Origin of the sequence: Neobacillus sp. KR4-4 (assembly GCF_042136325.1) — a bacterium.
In the GTDB taxonomy this organism is placed as follows: domain Bacteria; phylum Bacillota; class Bacilli; order Bacillales; family Cytobacillaceae; genus Neobacillus.
In genome coordinates, this window is sequence record NZ_JBHHJU010000044.1 from 1 (window position 1) to 24,841 (window position 24,841).

The window sequence follows — 24,841 nt, forward strand, 5'->3', positions numbered from 1 at the left end:
TCGCCCTTGTTAAAGGAACCTCAAACCATTGGTGTGTTTGTCAAGAGCGATTGCGGGTACCTCCACTACAAAAAAGAGAGAAGAAAAAAACTTCAGGTCACTTTTTCATAGAAGTTTTGACACTACCGAACCTAAACATTTATTTATATTTTAGATACTAAATCCATCTATTAGAGATTTCCATTGTCAAAACTGACTATACTGTTAGTATGCTTTTCATACAATTTTAACGATAAACGATTAACTTCCATCTAAAAAAGCCAGCAAGGCTGCTGGCTTTCTTCGTATGCTTAAGGTATTAACTTCCCATTTTCCATGTCTTTATGCTTAAATCTAATAAAAACAAATCATCAGGATCGACAAGTGAAAGACCCGTCAATTCTTCAATCTTCCGTAAACGGTAGAGTAAAGATTGTCTATGTAAAAATAATGCCCTAGCGGTTTGACTTACATTCCCTTGATATTGGTTATATGTGCTAATCGTTTCTATTAAGTCAAGATTCCGCTGTATATTATATTCTACTAGAGGCTCGATGGTGGACATAATGATTTCTTTCATATCAGGATTTTGAAAAAGATTTAACAGGAGACGGTCGACACGGGTATTTTCATACATAACCCGATGACCAATCCCTTTTTTATTCCTGCCGATATTTAAGGCAATTTTCGCATTTTGATAACTTTCTTTAAAACCGGAAATGTCCTCATTATAATTACCAATCCCCCAAGAAATAACGACGTTGGGCAGCAAATTCTTCATTCGACGATCTACAAGATCTAAAAAGTTCGTAATACTTTCATTCTTATTATCTAGTGAAATTTCAAGAAAAACCAACAGTTTCTCCTCATAATAGGTAATCATTACTTCTTTATTTAATGCTTGTGCCGCATAGAATATTTCTTCTTTTATGTAATGGATCATGCTATCAGCCCATTGTTGATAAGCAGTTTTGGCTAATTTCCTTTTTTTAAAAATTTCTTTTAAATTTTCTGGAGCTCCAATTATGCATAGATATGGGAGTTTCAAATTATAGCCAATAATTTCAGCCCTTGAATTTGCTTGCTCCCAGGAATTAAATTCTCCATTAATTAGCTCGTTAATAAAAGAAGCATGGAGTTTTATTTTTGTTTCTTCTACTGCATTTTTCCTTGAGAACCATAGAGCTATTGTTGTCGCAGCATGCTCGAGGACATTGACCGTATTTTGTGTTAAAAAACAATCCAAATTTATATCAGACGACAATATGACAAACAGATAATTTTGTGTATTTTCTGAAACTTGAATAACAGGCAGTTGTACAATGCAATGCTCTTCTATATTAATCAATTGAATTTTCTGAATCATAGGGTCATGTGAAGATAAGGACACCGTCTTCAGAGCAGGGATGATTCCTTTAACAACATACCTCTTCCAGTTTTCCAATAAATTCGGTATCTCTTTACTTTGGGCATGAATGGTACCAGTTTGATCTGTGATAATGACAGGAAATCCTAGGTGCTCATGTAAATAGGTTGATATACATGCAAGGTCTGCCTCTTTTAAAATTAAATTTAAAAGATCCTGCTGAACTTTTTCTGATTTCCGATTTTCTTCGTTAGAGACATGATTTAACCTCAACATGACCGCTTCAATTAGACTCGAAAAACGGACTTCCCATGGTATTTCAATAATTATAAAATTATTCTTTTCGGCCATTTCAATGACTTCTCTCGGGATTTCATAAATATGCCGTCCTAATGCAACAGCTAGTGCGGATGCTTCGGAATCCATGATATCTTTAACAAATTTTTCAAATTCCTCAAGATTATGGCCACAACCTATCGCTGTAGTTAAAACAAATTCATTCTTTCGGACAAAGTTCTCAACCGGCATTTCGATAGCAGATACCCATTTAACATCGGTTTTGTTAATAAGTTTTGCCCCAGATAACACTTTAGCGTCTTTCATAATTTCTAATTGTAAAATATCGAATATTTGTAAACTCACCGAATCCCTCCTGGATGATGTTCTCAATCTCTAGTAACTATTCCTCATTACATCGTTGGATTTATCTGAGGGACAATGGATTGTTTATCGAAAAAACTATTTCAAAATAATCTTATATATATATTAAGAATAGTTTTATACTTAAGTAATATTTTAGCAAATCCGCACTATTCAGTAAATTAGGTAAATAGATGTATTTTACAATTCTCTTATAAAAAAGTAAAAAAAGGGCAGTTCCCTACTACCGATTGCTAGCAGGGACTGACCTTTATTCCGTAACCAAAAATTTTTCCATCTCTATCATTTTTTTTAGATATTCATATTCATTATTTTCGAGAATATCGATCTCATTGTTTGTGGCCAATAGAATTTGATTGCGGCACTTGGATATTCTTTGAATCATCGGGTGAATCGTTAGGCTGGATAAATTAACAAAATCGTATACGTCTGTTAAACAAACCGGCAATTTATAGCCCTTATTGCTGCTGGCAATTAACAGACCGCTATCCCGGAGCTTGGAGACGATGTTAGACCTGAAGTAATGGTGATTGATTTTGTTCGCCCGAATAGCATTAAGATTATCGAGAATTTCTTGCGTGTAGACATATTCATTTGGGTTTTCTCGCAGATTAAATAGCAAAAACTTGAGAAAATCAATTCTAATTTTTTCATCTAAGTCTTCATTGTTTTTATTTTTCTCTAGGTAATGAATGGTTAAATTCACCGATTGTTGAAAAATAACCTCATCAAACTGAGTGTCCTGATTCCTTGATATGTAATCATGCAAATAATTTTTATAGTTCTGCGGCCATAAATTCATTGCAATGATTTTCTTTTTAATGATTTTATGAAAATGTGGATAATGCTCCGAGTACTGGGGTTGATTATACCCTTTTGCAATCGTCCCAGCGATTATATTAGCCAATTGAAGGAGAATCTCTGATGAATTGTTGTTAAATCCAAAGGTGGAGTAATTAAATAGATCGGGAATACTTTTTTCGGTGATATAGGTTTTAAATTCATTCATGAATTCTTTCGATCCCTGTTCAACCAAAACAAGATCGAGCTGATCAAAGGTTCTTTGTAAATCATCATATATCAACCGATTCATGTATTTAATAAACGTCTTTTCAAACATGATGCCGCTCTCTTCTCTAATTTTCCTTTTGTCGACGATGTAGGCATAGATATTAAACGGCAGATCCTTCAGTTCATTTAATAGTTGAATTCTTACATGGGGGCTGTCGATTTTGTCTGATTGCATAACTTCGGTTGAAAAATATTTTTGTCGAACTTGCTCAACTTCCTGTTCTAACCATTCTTTACTAGATTCTTTTGCTAGAATAGCTACGATAATAAAGTGGGTTGAGACTTCATTATTTTCAAAATCAAAACTATAATCACCTGATTCGTCGATAAACGCTAATTGGATATCGTTCATTCTCCCACCTCACTCCAAAATCCTTACCTTTTTAATTCAACAAAATAGGCTCGAAAACCTTTAAATAGTTAATTTTTCCTTTAAAAATTGAAGAATAATATGGTTAAAAGTGATCTTGGGATTAGTATGTGGGGGAATGGGAAAATATAACTTTGTAAAAAAGATTAGGGATTACTATGATTGTGTGCTATACTCTGTATACCATTTGCTTTACGTTATTCTAATACCAGCCCTACTCGACTGCCGAGTAGGGTTTTTTTATGTTTTATTGGACACACAAAAAAAGACTCTACAAAAGAGTCTTTTATATCTATTGATTCTTATTATGCTTTGCGGACGTTAGTAGCTTGGGGTCCACGTTGACCTTGTTCTACTTCAAATGTTACAGCTTGACCTTCGTCTAAAGATTTGAAACCTTCGCTTTGGATAGCTGAGAAGTGTACGAATACGTCGTCTCCTGCTTCACGTTCGATGAATCCGAATCCTTTTTCTGCATTAAACCATTTCACTTTACCTTGTTCCATTTGTTGTTTCCTCCTCGTGTGCTTTGCACACATTGTGTTACTATCCTTGCTCAGATCTTCAAGACAGAAAGTTTAGCACTTATTATCCTACCGACAAACAAAAATAATTCTTCCTTACTATAACAGAGACCGCCTATTAATGCAAACCTTCTACACGAAAGTTTCTCTTGCAAGGTACAATTTTAATCCAACACGATTTTCAATATGATCAATACGATAAACCACATGTGCACCGATTTTCCCCAAAAACAATCGAATAGGCAGAAGGAAATTCTTGATTTACCCGCTGGACCTCACGGGCAAATTCGACTTCATTTTTAGGAACTTGGGATAAGGAATCCGCCTTTTTCTGCGAATCAACATGAGCTCCAGGTGGGACAAAGCTGCCCGGTTTAAGTGTCACACCACCGGTAACAATGGCTCCGGAGGCAATGAAACTGCCCTCACCAATCCTGGCATGATAAACGATAGACTTAAATCCAATAAATACCTTTTGATCAATCTGACAAGGACCATGAATCAGCGCCCCGTGGGCACAGGATACCTCGTCCCCAATATAAATCGAGTATTTCTTGTGATTAATCTCTATCTGTTTGTTTTTTAAGCCATGCAGGATCACACCATCCTGTAAATTACAGTTGCTTCCGATATAAAATGGCGTCCCTTCATCTGCACGGATACTGACAAATGGGGCAATAAACGTATTACTACGAATCGTGACATCGCCGACAATATAGGTGAACGGACTTAAAAAGACGGTTTTATTGATTTTTGGAAAAATGGGGGTTGGATTGACTGACGTTGTGGGATTCGCTCCGACAAAGTAACTATACATATTAAAAGCACCATTCACATTAATCGGATAGTTCCACAAAATAATTTCCCCTTTCTGAGTATTGAATTCTTATTGATTCTCATACTACATATACGTAAGAGAATCAGTTTCATACCTATACTAGTGCTTTCTGTTCAACAAAAAGGCAGTGATTCCCAAATCACTGCCTTTTTCATATTATTCTTTTGTTAAATTCACAGATTGTTCGTCAAGCTTATCCCTTTCTTTTTCTAACTGCTCCATTCGTGCATCAATTGTGCTGTGGAAAAAGGAGTGGTTCACCTTTTGTTCTAATCGTTCCAAATAGTTTTCAATATCCTTAAACTTGGATGAAAATTGGTCCGGGACAGAACTGGATTCTGCAACTTGATTGATTTTGAGATTAGCCCGTGTGATATTTTCGCGTCCCATTAATTCCATCCGGCGCAGATGCATGTCTTTTAACTTATGTTTCATTTCATCGTGCTTTCTTTCTAATTCACTTAACTGCTCCGAAACTTGCGCAAGCGATGTCTTCAGACGTTCTGCACGCTCAGCATATTGCTGATGCTCTTTTGCTGCAAATTGGTAGAGTTCTGTTTCACCAGCGTTTGAAGCAATGTCTGCTTGGTACTTCCTTTTTTCCGCTCGCTCTGTTGCCTGATGATATTCTCGCGTAAATTCTTCCTTCAAACTTGCTTGGCGTTCGACTAGTTTACCAACATTTTCTGTCTCTTGCTCACACTCACGAAGATATTGATTAAGTAAAGCGATTGGACTTTGTTTTTCCTTGTGTTGACGCGTTTCATTCAAATCAGCAATAATGAGATCTTTAATTTTAGTCAATAAGTTAGCCATTTTCAATTTCCCCTTTGATTATTTTTTTATGGCTGTGTTAAACTTGGCTGTTGATTTCCGTTCCAGGCACTTCGCTTTCCGCGGGCGTGCCGGGGAGCCTCCTCGTCGCTTTGCTCCTTCGGGGTCTCCCCTGCCCCGTACTCCCGCAGGAGTCTTCGTGCCTTCCACTCCAAACAACAGAGTCCTAAAATAAACATTAACTTTTAACATAGCTATTTTTTTAATTCATTCCATTGTTTATCAAAATTTCCATATGGATCGGACTCTTTGTTCACTGGCGGCTTTTTATTTTTATTCCATTGTTTATAAACAAGAAATAGTACATAAGCTGCCCCTACCCCGATAAGAGCTGGGATATGGTGGATGGTTGCTGATAAGACAATTAAGCCGATTATGATTAACCCCACTTTCCACCCTGTAGATTCCGCTTTCAAAAACTGTTTATAAATGAAGTAAAGAATCGCTAGACTGACAAGTAACCCCACCATCGGACCAATGGTTTTTAGTAAAATAAATGCAGCAATCCCGCCTACTATAAGTAAACCAAATTTTTTCATGCTATTTTTCCTCCTTTGTTTCATTTAATTTGATTACTGAGCCTTTTCATAACTTTATCTTGATTTCATCTTACCTTTTTTCAGGTTTTTTCATAATTGCGCTTTAGCTTGATTTTTTACTAAGACCTCAGACGTAGATACGATCGGGCTGCATATAACAAAAAAGCCCACACTTATACTTGACCTTTCAAGTGAGTGTAGACTGTTTGTATTTAATATTCTCTTCTAATATCATTAACAAGTTCATTAATCAAGCCTTCTTGGTACCCAGCCATTTTTCTCTTTTTTAGAGCATCGACTACTTCATTAAGTTCTGATGATGTGATAGCATCCATTTTTGAAAGCCTGTTAGAAATATCTTCATCTGAAATAATTGTTTCATAGGACGCAAGATCCATTCTCCAATAGGTGACCTGATGCTGATACCGATCTTTCAGCCTTTGGGCAATTAAGATTCCCTCTGGGTCCAGGTCCCCGGAATAGTATAACTGACATCCCGATTCTACCAATAAATCCAATAGAATCCAACTTGCTGCTCGTAATTGGCCATGGGTGCAGATGATCGGAGCCTCAGGGACCTCATCAATGATGGTAGAACAAACACTTGAATTTTCAACAATCCAGACTTTATTTCCCTTAACTGGCCAGATTTTGTTTGATTTTAGTAACTCTTTCAGAGGAACATTTAAAACACTGTCAGTTTCAACAGCAGCATTCCAAACCGGGTTAAGCCCCTTTTCCCCCGCGGCAAAAAATCCCCTGCAAGTAACAAAACTCCATAAATCATCTCTCATCAGCCCATAATTGCTAAATAAATCATTTATTTCTTCTGTTGTTTTCGGCATTCCTGCTACCCGAATTCCCTTATGTTGTTTATCAATATACAAGCAATAAAGGAGTAATTTCCCAGCAAATTGATCAATATCAAAATAATGCGGGTTGCCTGTGGTTCTTTGGGCAAAGAGGGGTAAGCGTTCATACCTGCTCTTTTTACTAGGAATAACTTCAAAAGCGTTGTAAACGGCTGTTAATTTATCCTTTAACTCCTCTGAGTTCTGCCTGTAAAGTGACCAGATCCAGCGGGAATCTGGTTGCTTAGACTCGATCCAATCCCACCACCAGGTTCCTTCAGGATGGCTTGAGCGTAAATTTTGGAAAAACTGCATTTCTTTCGCTTCCTCCAAACTGCTTTGTTCGGATTTCGTCATAATTGATTCTTGAAATACTTCTTCTAGCAGTTGTATAAGAGAATAGTCCTTAAATCCAGTTTGTGCTAATTCTTTATCAAAGGAAAGTAAAGATACCCTTCCTTTTTCAAGGAGTGAGTCTACCGATTGACCTAAAAATCCCGCGATGGACTCCACTTCTTCGTAGGAGAAAAATTGAATATTAACCGTGCCGGCAATTCGTCCTAGTGAGCGATATTTTTCTCTAAAAAGAGTAAACAGCTTCATAAAGCCAGGTTCCTCTTTAAAAATCTGAACCTTGTCACTCATTTGAAATCAGCTCCCGAGCAGGCTCATCATCAATCACAAATGTACGTTGTTTCCCGTCCCATTGATAGCGAATGACGGTCACAAAGTCAGCATTTTTCGGTCGGACTAACTCACATATCGACAAACTAGAAATGGTATCATAGTCTCCCCATAATGCTTGCGAGTTCATAATATAATTAAAGCCCAGCTGTTCAACCACTTCAAACATATCACGAATATTGTTCTCATCAACACCAGCAAATGCTTCATCGAGCGAAATAATATACGGAGCCATCCTGCCTGCTTCCTTATATCGTGAATAGGCTGCTGTGAAAAGTGGAATGTACATCGCCATCGCCTTCTCTCCACCACTAAATTTGAAGAAAGCATTATTCGTCAATTCTCGTTTTGGTTCATTCACCCGCTTAAAGGAGAGAACAAAGGTAAACCACTTACGATAATCCAATACCTCTTTTAAAACTTGATGTAGGGTAGAACCCTCATTCCGTAATTGAATCAATTCCTTTGCCTTGGTGATTCTAGATTGAAAATGCTTCGTAATCCGGTTTAAATCTTCTTCGTTCAGGAATTTACTACTCCGCTGCAGTAACTTAACCAGTTCTTCAGTATCTAATTCTTGTTCCGACTCTGCTGTTACTGGTTTCCATGAAATGGAGAAGGTTAATCCAGATGAGTTATCACGATTTTTCATGATTTTATCCATAGCAATTACCCATTTCTCCGCACGCTGGATTCTATTCCTCAAGATAACCCCTACAGTATTAACAATAATATCTTCATAGAGCTGGCGGTCTTGTTCATCTAGCCAGCCTTTTTGGTCTTCAAGTTCTTTTTCTAATGATGAGAACACATAATAAGGACTGACCCGCTGACCTTTATATTCCATTAGAATTAAGCGGCGGCTTTGAAGTTGACTCCACTCATTCATAAAGGGTTCATAATAGTCGCCCCATTCTTTAGAAAACCATTCTGGTCTTTCTGCGTCTTCTGGATATTCAAACATCCGATACTCCGTTAAAAATACCTGTTCATTGATGAACACCTTAGTCAGTTGTTCATTTAATTTGGACCGGTCAAACTTTCCTAAAATGGGTTCCAGCTGCTTGACGATGGTCGTCGAATCCATTTCATTGATTTCAACAAAACCACGTGAAATCTCATCTTTGACCATTTGTTCCCACAACTGGGCCATACTTGACCAGAAATCAGCATTTGTTTTTGCTGTAAATAATTCTTTTTGACAAGTTTCTTGCTTTGCTTTCTTTTGGGGAATGATTTCAAGCAAATATTTGATACCTTCCTCTGCTTCTATAAGCTCCTGCTGTACCTGCCGAATACGCTGTCTTACTTCATCAATCCCTTTTAACTTTAACTGATGTTCAATCGAGACGATTTCTGCTCGGTACTTCCGCAGTTCTGACTCTTTAACGTTTTGATCTCCTTTTACCTCATCCAATTCCACTTCCATCTCTGCAATTCGATGATTAAGATCCTCAATCCTACTTTGTACAAACAGGCATTTTTGAAATAGATCTTTGATACTATAAACACGATTCCGGTAGTTTATTGCTGACTTTATGGCATCCCCTAATACTTCTTTTGTTAAATCTATGTTTAGTTGGCCGCCTGCTTGATGAAGCTCCAGTTTAACAGCTTGAAGCTGCTCATAAATCTTTTTCCAATATTCATCTAATTGTACAAGGATTTTTTTCTGCTCCTCTAATTGATGATTGGTCTTTTCAATCTGTACATTCAACTCATTAAGTTCTTCATCTGACGGTATGGACTGTTTCCATCCATCTGTATAGGCAAGTTCTTCTTCGTATTGACGCTGTTGTCCGTTTAGATTTTCTAATTGTTCGTGGATTTGTTCAAGTTGTTCTACACATTCTTTTATTTTCTCGTACTGATATCGTTTCCGTGAAGAACGGCCTATATATTTTGATGGCCCTTCATTTGGGGCATGACCTACTAAACAACCAAGTGAATACGACCCATCGACATCCACATGGAATCCCGATCCTGACTGTTCAAGAGAAATGCTCCGTAATACTTCATCTACAAGATTAGTTGAAATAAGACTGTCCTCTTCTAAATCGGGCCTCAAATAATCAGCTAATGTATATCCTAGTAATTGCGGATCTGGACAAATGACGCGATCATGGGTTGGGACCACTGACTTTTCAGTAATTAAGCTGTCCAATATTCCCGTTTGCTTCAAAGCAGACTCAATCCGCTCTTTCTGCTCCTCCGTTACATGATCCTGAAATTCAACTGCTGCATAAAATGGAATAAAAGCGTGCCCATCTCCCAAAAGCTGCCCACGAAATACTTCCGTATCCTTCGCACGTTGGGGATTAGGCATTTTCAATGTCTTCCAATAATGAAGTTCAGCGCGTGCCTCTTCCCTTTCAAACTTTTTATCTTCTATTAATTTTTCAATGAGCTTTTTCTTCGTACTAATCTCGGTTATATAATCATTTATTGATTCGAAGAGTTTTTCCCGCACCTGGTCATAGCGAGTTTCTTCATATAACCCTTCGATGGCTCGAGCGATATTTTGTAGACTCTCGTTTGAAAAAACTAGCTTTGGATGTTGCTCAATCCAAGTAAATACCTGGTGCTCCAGCTTTTGCTTGTCTTCTGTAAACCAATCTCTTAAATGATCAAGATTCTTTCGTAATTCATCCACTTCTCTTTTTTTCTCAGAAGATTGATGTTGCAGGCGGCTGTGTTCTTCTATCAGACGATGTTTCTCATCAGCTAATTGTTTTAGATTGGCCAGTAATTGCTCATGGCTACCAATCTCTTGAATCCATATGGTAAAATCAAAATCCTCTTGCTGATGCCGTTCGAAATCACCAATATTTACATCATGCTGTGTAAAGGCAGCTTCTTGTGCATCCAATTTCAGCTCATCAAGTAAATCTTCCATATCACTTTCATATTGTCTATTTTGATTATGACTTCCCTCCCGGTCCTGCCACAATCTATTGTATTGAGCATTTTTCTGATCCCATTTATTTTGTAATGAACCAATGTCCTTCATCAGAGTATTTGTAGTTTCGATTTTCTTTTGCTTATCCTCTTCAAGATTCCAAACCTCATGTCGTTCCAGCCGCTTTTTCTCAGCCTCAGCAACTTCCTGCTGTTGGCCATAGTCGTTCCGTTGTTCCTCATACCGGATGATTTCTTGTGACAATGTTTCATCTTGAGAGGATAATTCTTTTACAAGATTCCCTGCATCGGTATACCTTTTTAAAGCATTCTGCCACTTTAATGCTCGTTCAGCCAAAATATATTGATTGTAGGAATGATACTGATTAACCAGTCTGCTGCTTGAGGCAAATTCCCGTTCTAATTGCTCAAGTTGCTGCTGCGTTTGGTCCATACTTTCAATTGTATCCGAGAGATGCCTTAACTCATCATCGGTCAAAGGAGGAAGAGCAGATTCTAATATTTCATAAATAACGGTAGGTTTAAAATCCTTTGAAAGCTTAGGGCTGCGTAACTGGATTAACAATTTAATTAGGTCTTCATAGGCTTCGCTAGATTGAAAGCCAAAAATATATTTATTAACGAGCTCCATGTATTCACGCTGAGTGTGGACAACATAGCCCCCATCACCGATTCGGTTTTCTAGTTCTTTTGCGGAAAAAGGCACCCTGTCCCCCATTTGTGAATGAGCAAGTTCAAAATCATGTCCAATTCTTCGATTATCTGTTAGAACAAAATACCAGGTTTTAATCCCTTTATGTCGCTTTGCCTGCATTCCAATCCCAGTAGTGACGTAGCGCTCAAGGCCTGCTTGTTTATATTCGATAAACAAGTATCCTGTACGTTCATCACGATCAACTACCTCTTTTTCTCCAAGCAGATAATCTTCCATTCTTCTAGCTTTTGATCCAAATGGATCAAGACGGTCAGGAGATTTTTTTCCATCTAATAATACCGGGAGGAAACTCTGCATGGTTACCGATTTCCCTGAGCCGTTGGTTCCTCTAAGCAGAAGTTTGCCATCAGAGAAATGGAAGATTTCTTCATCGTAATACCAAAAATTCAATAAACCTGCTCGGTTCATCACCCATTTTGCCTCAGTCATCATTCTGTTCCTCCTGTTTGATAATCAGCTGGATACTCACCCGTCATGACCCCTAATAATGATTTAATTCGAAGTAGTGATGTTTCGTTTTCCACTTCCACCAACATCCAGTCTTTCATGGAACGAAGCAGCTCCGTTCGAACCCCGCTTGAACTCATATCCCGGAAATACTTCGCCCATCCTGTCCCATGTAACTTACGCATATCATCTATTACCTGTTCGAATTCTCCTTCTGTCATCAGCATTTCACCATTTTCGTTTGCTTTATAACGATTAGGCTGGCCATGAATGTACTTTGACAATTGGAGAATGAGATCAGTAGAGGCCTTGGTATTTGGAAAAACTTGTTGATACTGCCTCGGCTCCGCTACCGATAAAAAGGCAGTATTCTTATAGACATGGAGTTTATAATCACTATGCTTTTCAATATCTTCTGATAAGCGATTACGATAATTACGAATATAGAGAAAATCTGGGTCTTGTTGGTCTCTTCGATGCAATCCAGGTGAAAAGAACAGCTTACGGTACACACGCTTCCTCCGTTCATCCTCCTGATTTAATTTCCAATCTTCATTCAGTAACTCGCTCCAATGATGATAAGTGGAAAAATCATCTGGATAAGTTCTCATAAAATATCGACTATAAATGGTTGCTTCATATAAAACTTCCTGCTCTTCATTTTGATCAAAGCGACCAATTTCTCCATCAATCGTCCGTATCAATTGAAACTCCATTAAGATTTTAACAGCCCTGATCAAAGATTTTCGGTGGACATAAAGCGTCCAATCAAGAGGAAAGTCCCCCTGATAATCCGCTTGAATTTCCTGACATAATTCGGAGAGAAGGAATTGTTCATCCACAGCCTGTCCCTCCAAAAAAGAAAGGGCACAGCAAAAGATGGCATAGTCCATCGGCTCTTGAAAATCTTGAATTCCCATCCACTCTTCTGGTTCTACCGGAATTTTCTCTAATTTAATAAAATGCTGGTTGACAATTAGTCGTAATCCGAACTTTTCATTAAAATAACGTCGCAAAACTTTCTCGCGCGCGCGAACTAGTTGATACCATTCAGGTTGTTCAGAACGTAAGATCCAATAGTGATGGAACAATAGATCCATTCCTTGAATTGCCTTTTCATCAAAAAGATGTGTTTGTTCCATTAAATCACCCCTGTTCCTCAAACAAGAATATGGCATCTGGCATAAGTAAATCTCCATCTTCAGCCTTCAAAGTGATGGTTTTCTCATAATCAAGCTTTACCTTAACGTGTAACCCATAATCCGTCTTAACCATACGATTTTTACTCGCCATTGATTTCCCAATCCAGCTTAATAACAACTTGCGTATGAAAGGTTCAACTTTCGAGAGTGAAGAGAGCGTAATCATCCCTTGATTCATGTATTTTTCAATTAATTTCTTTTCTTGTTCTCGTTCTTTTAAATATTGCTCACGTTGTTGTTTTTTCTTTATTTCATTAGAGATAAAAGAACCTGGCTTCGTTTTTTCACGATAACGAACAGTTCTTGGTTTAATCGTCAATTCGACAGGCTCCTCATCCCATGTATCGACATGGAGATTTTCAGTTGTTGCTGCTTCTAACTGAAGATGCTGAATGGTCATCGAACCAAAAACAACCGCTGATAGTTTATGAGCTTCATCAATGTCCTTACATTCGGAAAACCATTTGGATAATTGTAAATAGTCCTTTTTTCGACTGCGAAAATGTTGCTGCCTCTCCCCTATTCTTTGCACATATCTCGTCATCCTGCGAATCATCTCATTTGTTTGCCACTGAAGAACCTCTAATTCACTTTGTTGGATGGTGGAACCCAAAAACCATTGCCGAAGTGAGAACCAATACTCTTCATATTCGGTAAGCCAATCGTTTGCAGAAGACGAAACATCTTCGAGACGTGGGATAGCTGATCGATGCTCAATTAGTTTTTGAAAGTAAGGCTGCAAACGCTCCGAAGTTAACTCCACCAATATCTGTTGGATTTGAAGGGATGTTTTTTGCAAAGATAGGATAAAATCTCGTAAATAGGTTGTAAACTGATTTTTATAAACTATAAATGCTTCAGTCTGCATTCTTTGGTCTGTTTGTTCACTATTTATATATGCGATATAATCAGCAGTACTTGTACGGATTGATTGAAGATACCGAAAAACATCCTCCCACATCCGCATATATTCTTCTGCGGATTTGTTTAGGTCATGTTCAACCTCATGTTGGAGGTTGGTTAGTGCTTGGAATAGCCTATCAAATTGAGATTTTTCCAAAGAGCCTTGAAAGGTATCACCCATTTTTTCTAATTGGACAACCATTCTCTCTATTTCGACCGTATAGGGTGTACATTGATAGCGAAATCTTTTCTTTTTATATTCTTCAATTGTTTTTGCATTGGTCATATCTTGCCTTGATATTAAATTATTCCATTTTACAAGCTGTCCTAATTGTTGATGTAATTGTTCCTCTTGATAATCGGAGAAAGATGGTATGGAACGCATATATTCCAATAATTCTTCAGGTGCTATAAAATCTCTCATTCTCTCGTGTTGATGGAAAAAATAGCGAAGAATCGTCCGATAATGTGCCGCAGAATCCGCAGTAAGATAGCTAGCTTCAATTATTTTTTTCATAGTAGAATCCAAGGTCATCATCCTAATTTTTGTTTATTATTTCTATTGTATAATATAGATTAGAGGTTTCATATGGGAAAGAATTTGTAATACAGTGTAACCGAGAATCAGAAAAATCAAACTTTTCGTCCGGTTTCTGTTATAATAAAAATATCCCAGGTCGACCATATTATGGTGTAATACTAAAAAGCATTTGCCGATAGGTAGATTCTTTTTTATATAATCCATTTCAGGAGGTTATCTATGTATAAAATCAAGAATAAAGAAAAGCTATTTATTTACACAGGTCCAGATGGTTCAGGAAGAAAAACAGTTGCCAAAATGGTAGCGACTGCTTTTGATATGGAGACAGTCATCTCCTACACCACTCGCTCCCCACGTCACTATGAAAAGAATGGGGAAGACTACCATTTTATTAACGAAGACACATTCAAAAAGATGGAAGATAATCAGGAGTTTCTTGAATGTGTAGAAATCGATGGCATCCATTATGGTATTCGCGAAGAGGACATTGTTAAAGCATTCGAATCCCACAACCTCGTATACCTCACATTAAATCCCGAAGGAACCGAAAAATTAAAACAAATGTACGGTGATCGTGTCATGCGCTTTTTCATCTATGCCGACCGTGATACGGTTATTGAAAGACAGAAGGAACGACAAGATAATGATCAAGACATTGCTCGCCACATGGCCCATTATGATGAAACCATGAACTACAAAAATAGCTGTGAACACGCCTTTGAAAATTATGATTCGCCGCAGATTTCCTTTCAAGTTAGCGAAGTCATTGAGGAATTTCTCGAGAGAGGCTTTATTGTTACCGATTATTAAATAAAAAGAAAGGTGTCAGGGCTTAATCAGTGCCTGACACCTTTCTTTTTTACTTGCTTGTTAACTTTTCAAGTTCATTAAATACGGCTTCGTAATCTTCTTTTTTATCCGCTTTAAATGAGGTGTTTATGTAGGTGATCACGCCAGTTTTATTTCCCTTTTTTGCTTGTTGGGTCTTGAATCGGTACATGCATTGGCCGTTCAGGATAGGTACCCTTTCCTTCATCTGGTCCAGTAAGATCATTTCTTTGATCTAGAACTTTCCCGGTATACTCAATTGGATTATTCTTCGGCATTTTCTCATCTCCTATTGATAACCTCCATTAACTCCCTTAGCTTTTCTTATTTTGAAATTTAAGTTTCTGCTCGGCTTCACTCATATTCGGATTGCTTCGGGGCCGGCTTTTGTTTAACGCCTTTTTTAATTCAATTGCAGCATCATCGCCTGTATTGTATTTTTGGTCCATTTTGTTCCCTCCTTTTGGTTTTATTATGAACCTAATCAGAAGGTTCATTCCCTGATCTATTGACATGCCAAATGAAAAGAACTCTGAAAAACAAATTACCTTTGTTTTTCAGAGTTCTTGTTTGGTTAATAAATCAATCTACTCCTGCAATTTAACTTTTACCTTCTTTTGTCGCTTTCCATCCCCTTCTGTCTGAGGGTCATTTTTTATAAAAAAGGAAAGAATGAGGGCTAATAGTGACAGGATGGATATGACCATAAACGCGACATTGGCTCCATACATATCTGGATTGGAAATCTCTGGGCGTGTCTGGGCATTTTCCGCTGTGGTTGTCATAACCGTGACAAGGATTGCAGTACCAACAGAGGCAGCGATCATTTTCATCGTATTATCCACGGCGGCTCCATGGGGGATTAATTGTTTGGGTAACTGGTTCAAGGCAGATGTTGCAACCGGCATCATTACCATCGAAAAGCCAAACATTCTAACCCCGTATAAAACAGTAATATAGGTCATTGTCGTCGAAGGACCCAAATTCGTAAAAGCAAACGAAGATGCAGTCATAATTGTTAAACCAATCATTACTAACCATCTCGCGCCGATTTTATCAAACACTCTCCCAATAATTGGTGCCATCAATCCACTGATTAGCGCACCAGGTAATAGTGCGATGCCTGCCTCCACAGCCGTAAATTCGCGCATCCGCTGCATAAATAAAGGGATAATTGTTTCTGCCCCAATCAATCCCATAAAGCCAATCATACCAATGATAATGGCAAATGGGAAAACGGAATACTTAAATACACCGAATTCAAGCATGGGATGTTTAAGCCTTAACTGCCTGGTAATAAACAGAAGCAGTGACAATCCACCAATTCCTAACGTTAAGAGCGTGGTCGGGTTTGCCCATCCATAATTTCCTGCACAAGTAAAACCATACAGCAAGCCGCCAAAACCTAATGTAGATAACACGATAGAAATAACATCCATTTTTGGTTTTGATACCTCAGTTACATTTTTTAAAGCAAAGAAAGCAACGAGAATATCTATAAGAGCAATTGGCAATATGATAAAAAACAGGACTCGCCATGAAAATTGCGAGGTCACCCATCCTGACAGTGCTGGACCAATTGCTGGCGCAAAGGATATGACTAGACCGACCAGTCCCATGGCGGCCCCCCGTTTATTGACTGGAAAAATCATCAGAAATACCGTTGTCATTAAGGGAAGCATAATCCCTGCCCCGCCAGATTGTATAATCCTTCCTAATAGAAGTAGTTCAAAATTAGGAGCAACTCCGCCTACAAGGGTTCCAACAGCAAAAATACTCATCGCCGTAAGAAACAACTGCCTTGTTGTAAACCGCTCTAATAGAAATGCACTAATCGGAATCATGATTCCATTTACTAACATGAAAACAGTTGTCAGCCATTGCGCACTGTTAGCGGTTATATGCATTTCTTCCATAATTGGAGGTATCGCTGTAATCATCAAAGTTTGATTTAAAATAGCAATAAACGTTCCTGCAAGCAAAAGCGCAACAATCGTCGACTGCTTATTATTTGTAATCGCCATCTATCCATCCCCCGTTCCTCTTTTATTTCTTTATGATGGTGAGCTCCGCCATTAGCCTTTGAAAAAAACGTACTTTTACAGATTAACTGATTTATCCATAAAGTGCCAATTAAATGCTCTTTGTTTATAGCCGCCATCCAGATGCACCCCTGCCACAAAAAAAAAGAGTCCTTTCGCCACTATGGGAAAGAACATCTAATTTACCGCTTACTTCTTAATTTTGTAATTTTTATGGTTGACTATGGTTGTCAGTGGCTCATCTTTTTCCTTCGAGAAACCATATTGGACCATAACAGAATTTTCCCTTATCCCAGAAACGACACCTTCAAGGTTTTTTCCATCCCGTTGAAAGGAAATTGTATCGCCTAACTTAGCCGTTGCCATTCCATCACCTCGACAATATCGTATCCAAAAATTCCCGAAAACATACTTTTCAGATGATGGATTATTGCAAGAAAACAAGCCTTTACAGGTTCAGGAGGCTATGCTATTTTTTATGAAACCACTAATGTGCCATCGTACCCTCTAAAATCATTTCGTTAATGGTCTTTCTAAATCCCCATATAATATCAGATAACATCTCCAGGTCAATATCAACTTCTTTAATGTCCCAATAATTTTCATTTTTTCGGTGATAGGTAAAATTCCCCTCTGGATACTTCATAATCGTAAGTGTACCTTTTGGACTTAACGTGTTTAATGTAAGATAATACTTCGTACCATCCTGGTGAGCATATCTCTCAAAGTCATGAAGAAATCCAGTTATTTCACTAATTCTCAATATCATCACAATTCACTCCCGATCTCTTATTCTTAAAAACAATCTGTGAAAAAGTAACGTGAGGAATGGGACAGTACACTTCACCAATAAGGTTATTGTATTGATTATAGAAGGAAAAAAATGTTATATCAACTAAAATGTTAAATATTCAAGCATCATTTCCTGATTATTGGTGTCAGGCACCACTATTTCTCATTTAACTATAAAATTTGGAATCCCATTTTTGTGTGTAAATCTGATATAGTTGTCTTTATGATGGAATGGAAAGGAATTTTGATATTATGAAATGTATTTCAATTGATTTAGACGGTACATTATTAAACTCGCAGCATGAAATTTCTGTAGAGAATGAGAAAGTTTTAAACGAATTAAAGGCTCAAGGTCACTGCCTTATTTTGAATACCGGACGGGCTTACGCAGATGTTATTAAATTAAAAGCTGTTCAAAATATGGAGATTCCGATCTTTTGTATCAATGGGTCCGTTTTATATTCAGAAACTAGAGAATTAATGTATGAGGCTGTCTTACCTATTTCCACCTACAAAAATATTTTGGAGAAACTGAAAGAACTAGGTGTAGGCATTCTTGTTTACACGAATTATGGAGGTTTTCCTTCCACATTGCCGCCATTACACGGCAAAAGTAAACAGGAGTTGGATGAACTCTTTCAAACATTTAATTATGATACAATTCTTGAAAAAGACAATCTAAAAATCTATAAACTTATTGCCTTGGTCCATCCAGATCAAGTAGAAGAAATTGAAAAAGTTAAAGCCGCCTTAGATGGGAAATTTGATATTTCTATGGCTTCTTCTTTTCCAAACAATGTGGAAATGACCTCGAGTGAAGCCCATAAGGGAAAAGCATTATTACGATACCAGCAAATGATGAATCTTTCTTTTGAGGAAATTATTGCCTTTGGTGACGGCGGTAATGACCTTGCCCAGTTTGAAGTCGCAACCACGTCTGTTGCAATGGGGAATGCCCCTGCCCTTGTTCAACAAAATGCCGATATTATTACAAAAACTAATGACGAAGATGGTTTTTCCTATGCTGTTCGCGAACTCTTACAGTTATTAAATGCTAAAGAAACAATTCTATGATGAAAGATTTCACTTTATCATTTGATTTTGCACAATTTGTCGGTTAATTTTCTTACGGTCCGTTAGACTTGTTCAGTCATTTAACATAGTGGAAAGCATACCCTTCTTACTAAAGGAGGGATTTTTTTATGAACAGAGAATTCGCAAATAAAACGTCATCCAGATCTTCTGGTATTTTTGGACTTATTTTTTGTTTTATTGGAATTGGATTCATGTTTATTAACGTATTAGTTGGATCAATTATCGTTATTATTGCCCTCGTCATATTTCTTATAATGTATTTCTTTGGCAATGACACCACGGTTATTTGTCATGAAAAAGGGTTTACTGTCACCATCGCGAACCAAAGAAAAGGGACATTTGTTAATGAGTATACCTGGGAAGACGTAACGGACACCCTTTATTATGAGAAAGAATCGGCAGGTGAAAATAATACCACGACATGTTATTTTCAAGTAAAAACAGAAAAGGGCATTGCCTTTAATGTATATCAGATGAAAAACTTCCATGAACTTATTGAACTCTTTAACCAAAATACACCCCACCTCGCATACTTTTGGGAAAAACCAACAGGCATACTCAAAACTAGCTATCAAAAACAAACACGTGTCCCAAATCATTAGGAAAAGGTGTCAGGCGCCATGTGAAATATTCACATGGTGCCTGACACCTTTATATTTTCAGACAGTAAAATGCATTAGTGGTGGTATGAGAAGAGCACCCCAAATTAAGGTAATTAATGCTGCGAAGATCATGGCAAGGGATGAGAAGGTTGCTTCTTGTTTCCCGTATTCAAACGCTTTGTTTGTTCCTGCTCCATGGGCACCCATGCCTAATGCAAGGCCTTTGGCGATGGGTGTTTTAATGGATAGCCCTTTGATCACCGATGGCCCAACAATGCTGCCAATAATCCCAGTTAAAATGACGAAAACCGTTGTTAAGGTTGGCAGACCGCCAATTTCTTTTGAAACCTCAATGGCAATCGGCGTTGTAATCGACCTTGGAAGCATCGATGTGATAAAGTCATATTTTAAGTGAAACAATTTCGACAAACCAAAAGTAGAAAAAATCGCCACAAGAGAGCCAGAGGTGATGCTGATGATAATCGTACCCACATATTTTTTAATAATCTTTAAGTGTTTATAAATCGGTACAGCAAATGCAACTGTTGCTGGTCCCAATAAATGTGACAGCCATTTTGTATCCTCTAGGTATTGATTGGCTGAGACATGTGTTACGGAAATCAATATAATTAATAAAATAGGGGCCAGCAATAAAGGATGGAAAAGGAACAGGCTCCATTTTGAATGAACCTTCTTCGAAAGTCGGTAGACAAGAAATGTTACAATCGTAAATAAAAACATCATCAATGCTGCTCACTCCTTTTCCTACCCGTTATTCTTTCAGCAATTAGTGCGGTAATTCCCATAACAATAATCGTACTAATCCCTATTAAACCGACGATTTCTGCCCCCTCAACACTAAGTATTTCATCATAATTGACAATTCCCACCGCTGATGGGACAAAGAAAAGCAACAGCTCGGCTAACAGCCAATTTGCTCCTTTTTCTACCCATTCCAATTTGATTATTTTGATGTAGAGCGCGAGAAATAGAAGGCACAGTCCGAACATAGACGCAGGAATAGGAAGTGGAATTACCTCTTTCAGTGACGCGCCGAGAAATAAGAAAACATGTAAAAATAATACCTGTAAGATGATAACTCCAAGTTTCATCGAAAAAATCCCTCCATAATGCAAAAAAGGAGCTAATAAACTCCTTTTCATTCCGAAATTAACTATAGAGTATATCGTACGCTGATTTTCGCCATTCGTAAAATACATATATCGAATAGTTTGCATAACTTAAAGTTATAATGGATCTTTTAAGATAAAATCAATGAAGGTTCGACCCGCGTTAGAGATATAGCGGTCTTTCTTGGTTAGAACCGCAAGCCTCCATAAAATCGGTTGTTCAAGGTCGATAATCCTAATATCTGGGTTAAATGCCCGGTTACAAATAGATTGTGGAAGAATCGTAATTCCGAGGTTGGCAGCTACCATTTCTGTCATCAAGTCCCACTGAGAACTCATAAATAAGATATTGGGTTCAAAACCGGCAGCAATGAAATGATTCCTCATAATTTGATTAAGAGCAAATTCCTCGTGGTAAAAAATAAACTCCTCATTTCTTAATTCCTTAATATCGACTACATTATGCTTTGCTAAATGATGTTCTTTGTAAACCAGCAGCTTCATTTCTTCTTCCACGATGGGGTACACATCAAATTGCTGTTCATCAATAGGGAGAACTGCTACTCCTAGCTCGAACTCTCCTTCCTCGACACTTTTTACCACTCTTGCTCCACCATACTCAGTAATATTCAGTACTATATTTGGATAGGAATGATGAAACTTCGCGATTACCCTTGGAAAAAATAAACTGCCTATAAAAGGGGGCAGCCCAATATCGATCTGCCCTCTAGATAGGTTCGTTATATCATTTAAGGTTGTTTTCATTTCAGATAGGATTCCAGCTATTCTCTGCGCATATTCTAAGACAATTTTCCCTGCATCAGTCAGATCACTGGTCTTATTGGTGCGAATAACCAACGTCATCCCTAGCTCTCCCTCTAACGCCCGGATTGACTTACTAATGGCCGGCTGTGAGATATGCATGCTTTCCGCCGCTTTTGTTATACTTTTAAGCTTAGCTACTTCCATGAATAATTGTAATTGCCTTAATTCCAACACTTCCACCTCTGAAAATTTGATTATTTTATTTTTTAAACACAAAAAAGACCCTCATAAGAGAGTCTTTTATTATTTAGGTTCAATTATGCTTTACGAACGTTAGTAGCTTGTGGTCCACGTTGACCTTGTTCTACTTCAAATGTAACTGCTTGACCTTCGTCTAAAGTTTTGAAACCTTCGCTTTGGATAGCTGAGAAGTGTACGAATACATCGTCTCCTGCTTCGCGTTCGATGAATCCGAAACCTTTTTCTGCATTAAACCATTTTACTTTACCTTGTTCCATTGTTGTTTCCTCCTCGTGTGCTTGGCACACATTGTGTTACTATCCTTGCTCAGTTCTTTAAGACAGAAAGTTTAGCACTTATTATCCTACAACTAACAAAAATAATTCTTCTTTACTATAACAGATAAATGATAGGAATGCAAATAGTTATTATCGAAAGAGCTTATCTTTGTATGTTATAAGAAACTTTCAGTTTTGTTTTTCACACGTATCGTAGTAAAATTCTTCACATTGACGATGATTCCAGTAATGATGATCGTAACCAAAACTGGCAGCAGCCAGCCAAGTCCATTGTGATAAAAAGGCAGCACGCGTTCATAAAACGAAACAATCTTCTCAAGCCAGCCGAAATATTCGATCCCAAGCAGGTCGCAGAGAGTTTTAAAACCATCAATGTTACTAATCATAAAGGTGACAATAATAACAGCTGCATAAACAATTCGTGAATGGTTAAATAGTTTCGACAAAAATGTCAGCAGCATTAACGCAATCGCCAAAGGGTATAGCAACATTAATACCGGAATGGAAAAATTAATGATATTCGATAAACCAAAGTTGGCAATCACAAATGAAACGACTGAAAAAAACAACACCCACATTTTGTAACTGACTTTAGGAAGTAGCGTATGGAAGTATTCGCCGCACGCTGACATTAAACCAATGCTCGTAGTCAGACAAGCGAGCAGGATAATAACTGACAACATCACCGTTCCGATTGATCCAAAATAATAGGAAGATGCCTTCCCTAAGACGGGACCTCCCGTATCAAAAAGTCCGAATGCACTTGTACTCGTCGCCCCTAGATAGGCAACACCCACATAAATGATTCCAAGAAAAATCGTTGCAATTAACCCAGATTTAGCTGAAGCTAATAGGATTCCTCGAGTGGTGGTAACACCCATTGATCGAATCGAATTGATAACGATAATCCCAAATACAAGTGATGCAAGAGCATCCATTGTGTTATAACCTTCCATAAATCCTTTCATAAATGCACCGTTAGCATAAGCAGCTTGTGGCGCTTCGATTGAACCAAGCGGTTTGACAATGACCATAACTAATAAGATAAAAATTAGTACAATGATCGCAGGAGAAAGAATTTTGCCGACCCGATCTACTAACTTGGCTGGGTTTAACGAAAACCATAATGTCACAATAAAAAAAAGCAATGTGAATACAAATAAGCCAACTTGTCCATAACTTTCGCTAACAAACGGGGCTATTCCGATATCGTAAGCGACTGCGCCTGTCCTTGGTGCAGCAAAAAATGGCCCAATCGTTAAATAAAGAACAGATGTAAATATTACCCCATAGAGCGGGTGGACACGGCTTGCCAGCTCCTCTAAATTCTTGCTTCCAGAGAACCCCATTGCAAGAATTCCTAGAAACGGCAGTCCAATTCCAGTCATTAAAAAACCAGTAATGGCCATCCATACATTAGAACCAGCATTTTGACCAAGTGCCGCAGGAAAAATTAAATTCCCAGCCCCGAAAAACAGGGCAAATAACATAACACCTATAACGAAATACCTTGAAAATGGTAATTTATTTTGCATATTAGCTACTCCTACCTAAATGTTTCTTTTGATGATATTTTAATATAGTCCGAGAATTATATTACTATCCTTACAAATTAATATCAACCTATTTTTAAGATTTATTAGATAATTTCGACAGGAATAAAATACCTTTATAAAACGAATTTACTTGATTTTTCAAAACAAGAAAAAGATGTAAATTAATCCTAACCAATGCTGGAGTTCTATTCTGAGATAACAAATATTCACAATTAAGAAAACAAATAGACCTTTATCCACTTGTCGGCAAAGGTCTGTTTGATATACCTCTAGCATTTATGGAGTTCCTGTTACAAATTTATGAATCAACTTTTGTCCAGTCTCGTTTTCTGTGTATAAAAATGATACTTGTTTACCTTCATAAAGCTGCGTTAATTGCTTGATAGCTTCCTCTGTTAGCTGAAAGGCTACCTTCTTGCCTTCGATATCGATTTCAATTGTATGGGGATCCATTTGACCAACAAGCACTCCGCTCCCTTTGCTAAACGAATTTTTAACAATTAAGTCTGTCACAACTTTGGCTTCCTCTTCTTTTGCTGTTAAGAATACCTCAATTTGATAGCGGCCATTAGGAAGATCCGAAATCGTAAATTTCTTAGCAATTTCTTGATTACTTCCTAACGCTAATATCTTAATCGCTTGCGTTGACATGACCTCATCGGAATACTGTTTGATTTTCTTCTCATGTATATCATAAACAATATAATCTGCCTCTAATCCGGTAGGAAACGTTAGCTTCTGGGATTTGTCTGATAGATTTTTAACCTTGTAATTAATAATCATTGAATTATTCTCAGACTTCGTTTCGATCGTAGGATGAAATTTAGCAGCTATCTCATTTTCTTCTGGGGTTTCAGTCTTTGTACCTTCTGCACTCCCCTTAGGAACAGAATTTGTTCCACACCCTGCTATAAGCCCAATCACCAATGTTGAACAAAGAATAGAAAACCATTTAATGTTTCGCATTTTTCCTCTCCTTTTCAAAAAGCAATTTGGTGGTCTTAGCCATATAGTCGCCGAAAAGGAGAACAAAGTTACATCTTTACTAA

25 protein-coding genes are annotated in these 24,841 nt (G+C 37.7%); 3 read left to right on the top strand and 22 right to left on the bottom strand.

The window, feature by feature from the left end:
- Positions 1-298 precede the first annotated feature (298 nt).
- The 11 genes from ACE198_RS26620 to ACE198_RS26670 form a co-directional block, all read right to left on the bottom strand.
- Positions 299-1,987: a PucR family transcriptional regulator gene (locus ACE198_RS26620; RefSeq protein WP_375377630.1), complete on the bottom strand. Its 1,689-nt coding sequence runs from the start codon at positions 1,985-1,987 to the stop codon at positions 299-301.
- A gap of 268 nt (positions 1,988-2,255) precedes the next feature.
- On the bottom strand, positions 2,256-3,428 hold the full coding sequence (locus ACE198_RS26625) for a DUF3800 domain-containing protein (RefSeq protein ID WP_375377631.1): 1,173 nt from the start codon (positions 3,426-3,428) through the stop codon (positions 2,256-2,258).
- A 323-nt stretch (positions 3,429-3,751) separates the two neighbouring features.
- A complete protein-coding gene (locus ACE198_RS26630) occupies positions 3,752-3,952 on the bottom strand; it encodes a cold-shock protein (RefSeq protein WP_007083691.1) in 201 nt (66 codons plus the stop codon).
- A 208-nt stretch (positions 3,953-4,160) separates the two neighbouring features.
- On the bottom strand, positions 4,161-4,826 hold the full coding sequence (locus ACE198_RS26635; protein WP_257148629.1) for an LbetaH domain-containing protein: 666 nt from the start codon (positions 4,824-4,826) through the stop codon (positions 4,161-4,163).
- 138 nt (positions 4,827-4,964) lie between these two features.
- On the bottom strand, positions 4,965-5,624 hold the full coding sequence (locus ACE198_RS26640; RefSeq protein WP_098576471.1) for a PspA/IM30 family protein: 660 nt from the start codon (positions 5,622-5,624) through the stop codon (positions 4,965-4,967).
- 18 nt (positions 5,625-5,642) lie between these two features.
- Positions 5,643-5,834, bottom strand: a complete 192-nt coding sequence (locus ACE198_RS26645) for a hypothetical protein (protein ID WP_375377632.1) — start codon at positions 5,832-5,834, stop codon at positions 5,643-5,645.
- 2 nt (positions 5,835-5,836) lie between these two features.
- Entirely contained in the window at positions 5,837-6,181 is a 345-nt protein-coding gene (locus ACE198_RS26650; protein WP_375377633.1) for a lmo0954 family membrane protein, read from the bottom strand.
- Positions 6,182-6,393: 212 nt separating this feature from the next.
- Positions 6,394-7,677 (bottom strand): TIGR02679 family protein, encoded by a 1,284-nt coding sequence (locus ACE198_RS26655; protein WP_098576473.1) that lies wholly within the window; start codon positions 7,675-7,677, stop codon positions 6,394-6,396.
- On the bottom strand, positions 7,670-11,779 hold the full coding sequence (locus tag ACE198_RS26660; protein ID WP_483870751.1) for a TIGR02680 family protein: 4,110 nt from the start codon (positions 11,777-11,779) through the stop codon (positions 7,670-7,672). Before ACE198_RS26660 ends, ACE198_RS26655 begins: the two co-directional genes overlap by 8 nt.
- On the bottom strand, positions 11,779-12,939 hold the full coding sequence (locus tag ACE198_RS26665) for a TIGR02678 family protein (RefSeq protein WP_375377635.1): 1,161 nt from the start codon (positions 12,937-12,939) through the stop codon (positions 11,779-11,781). The genes ACE198_RS26660 and ACE198_RS26665 overlap by 1 nt, the downstream gene beginning before the upstream one ends.
- A gap of 4 nt (positions 12,940-12,943) precedes the next feature.
- On the bottom strand, positions 12,944-14,431 hold the full coding sequence (locus tag ACE198_RS26670) for a TIGR02677 family protein (RefSeq protein WP_098576475.1): 1,488 nt from the start codon (positions 14,429-14,431) through the stop codon (positions 12,944-12,946).
- Positions 14,432-14,662: 231 nt separating this feature from the next.
- On the opposite strand from ACE198_RS26670, the gene ACE198_RS26675 reads away from it, so the two are divergent.
- Entirely contained in the window at positions 14,663-15,253 is a 591-nt protein-coding gene (locus tag ACE198_RS26675) for a guanylate kinase (protein ID WP_375377636.1), read from the top strand.
- Between the two features lie 149 nt (positions 15,254-15,402).
- On the opposite strand, the gene ACE198_RS26680 is transcribed toward ACE198_RS26675, so the two are convergent.
- The 5 genes from ACE198_RS26680 to ACE198_RS26700 all read right to left on the bottom strand — a co-directional run bounded on the left by ACE198_RS26680 (position 15,403) and on the right by ACE198_RS26700 (position 18,082).
- Positions 15,403-15,549 carry a hypothetical protein gene (locus tag ACE198_RS26680; protein WP_375377637.1) on the bottom strand — a complete coding sequence of 49 codons (147 nt, stop codon included), beginning with the start codon at positions 15,547-15,549 and terminating at the stop codon, positions 15,403-15,405.
- A 36-nt stretch (positions 15,550-15,585) separates the two neighbouring features.
- Positions 15,586-15,720, bottom strand: a complete 135-nt coding sequence (locus tag ACE198_RS26685) for a hypothetical protein (RefSeq protein ID WP_375377638.1) — start codon at positions 15,718-15,720, stop codon at positions 15,586-15,588.
- A gap of 138 nt (positions 15,721-15,858) precedes the next feature.
- The gene (locus tag ACE198_RS26690; RefSeq protein WP_375377639.1) at positions 15,859-17,295 is read right to left on the bottom strand and encodes an MDR family MFS transporter; all 1,437 of its coding nucleotides are present in this window, start codon (positions 17,293-17,295) and stop codon (positions 15,859-15,861) included.
- 207 nt (positions 17,296-17,502) lie between these two features.
- Entirely contained in the window at positions 17,503-17,679 is a 177-nt protein-coding gene (locus tag ACE198_RS26695) for a DUF2187 family protein (protein WP_251463215.1), read from the bottom strand.
- A 121-nt stretch (positions 17,680-17,800) separates the two neighbouring features.
- On the bottom strand, positions 17,801-18,082 hold the full coding sequence (locus ACE198_RS26700; protein WP_375377640.1) for a hypothetical protein: 282 nt from the start codon (positions 18,080-18,082) through the stop codon (positions 17,801-17,803).
- Between the two features lie 275 nt (positions 18,083-18,357).
- Here ACE198_RS26700 and ACE198_RS26705 point away from each other — a divergent pair, with 275 nt between their 5' ends.
- Entirely contained in the window at positions 18,358-19,179 is an 822-nt protein-coding gene (locus tag ACE198_RS26705) for an HAD family hydrolase (protein ID WP_375377641.1), read from the top strand.
- A gap of 128 nt (positions 19,180-19,307) precedes the next feature.
- Complete coding sequence (locus ACE198_RS26710) at positions 19,308-19,802, top strand: SdpI family protein (protein ID WP_251463212.1); 495 nt, start codon at positions 19,308-19,310, stop codon at positions 19,800-19,802.
- Positions 19,803-19,859: 57 nt separating this feature from the next.
- On the opposite strand, the gene ACE198_RS26715 is transcribed toward ACE198_RS26710, so the two are convergent.
- The 6 genes from ACE198_RS26715 to ACE198_RS26740 all read right to left on the bottom strand — a co-directional run bounded on the left by ACE198_RS26715 (position 19,860) and on the right by ACE198_RS26740 (position 24,758).
- Positions 19,860-20,546, bottom strand: a complete 687-nt coding sequence (locus ACE198_RS26715) for an LrgB family protein (protein ID WP_098576495.1) — start codon at positions 20,544-20,546, stop codon at positions 19,860-19,862.
- Positions 20,546-20,914 (bottom strand): CidA/LrgA family protein, encoded by a 369-nt coding sequence (locus ACE198_RS26720; protein ID WP_251463211.1) that lies wholly within the window; start codon positions 20,912-20,914, stop codon positions 20,546-20,548. The genes ACE198_RS26715 and ACE198_RS26720 overlap by 1 nt, the downstream gene beginning before the upstream one ends.
- Positions 20,915-21,049: 135 nt before the next feature.
- Positions 21,050-21,928: a LysR family transcriptional regulator gene (locus ACE198_RS26725; RefSeq protein WP_375377642.1), complete on the bottom strand. Its 879-nt coding sequence runs from the start codon at positions 21,926-21,928 to the stop codon at positions 21,050-21,052.
- 86 nt (positions 21,929-22,014) lie between these two features.
- Complete coding sequence (locus ACE198_RS26730; protein WP_026568674.1) at positions 22,015-22,215, bottom strand: cold-shock protein; 201 nt, start codon at positions 22,213-22,215, stop codon at positions 22,015-22,017.
- A gap of 176 nt (positions 22,216-22,391) precedes the next feature.
- Positions 22,392-23,771 (bottom strand): branched-chain amino acid transport system II carrier protein, encoded by a 1,380-nt coding sequence (gene brnQ, locus ACE198_RS26735; RefSeq protein ID WP_375377643.1) that lies wholly within the window; start codon positions 23,769-23,771, stop codon positions 22,392-22,394.
- A 297-nt stretch (positions 23,772-24,068) separates the two neighbouring features.
- Positions 24,069-24,758: a BsuPI-related putative proteinase inhibitor gene (locus tag ACE198_RS26740; RefSeq protein WP_375377644.1), complete on the bottom strand. Its 690-nt coding sequence runs from the start codon at positions 24,756-24,758 to the stop codon at positions 24,069-24,071.
- Positions 24,759-24,841 lie beyond the last annotated feature (83 nt).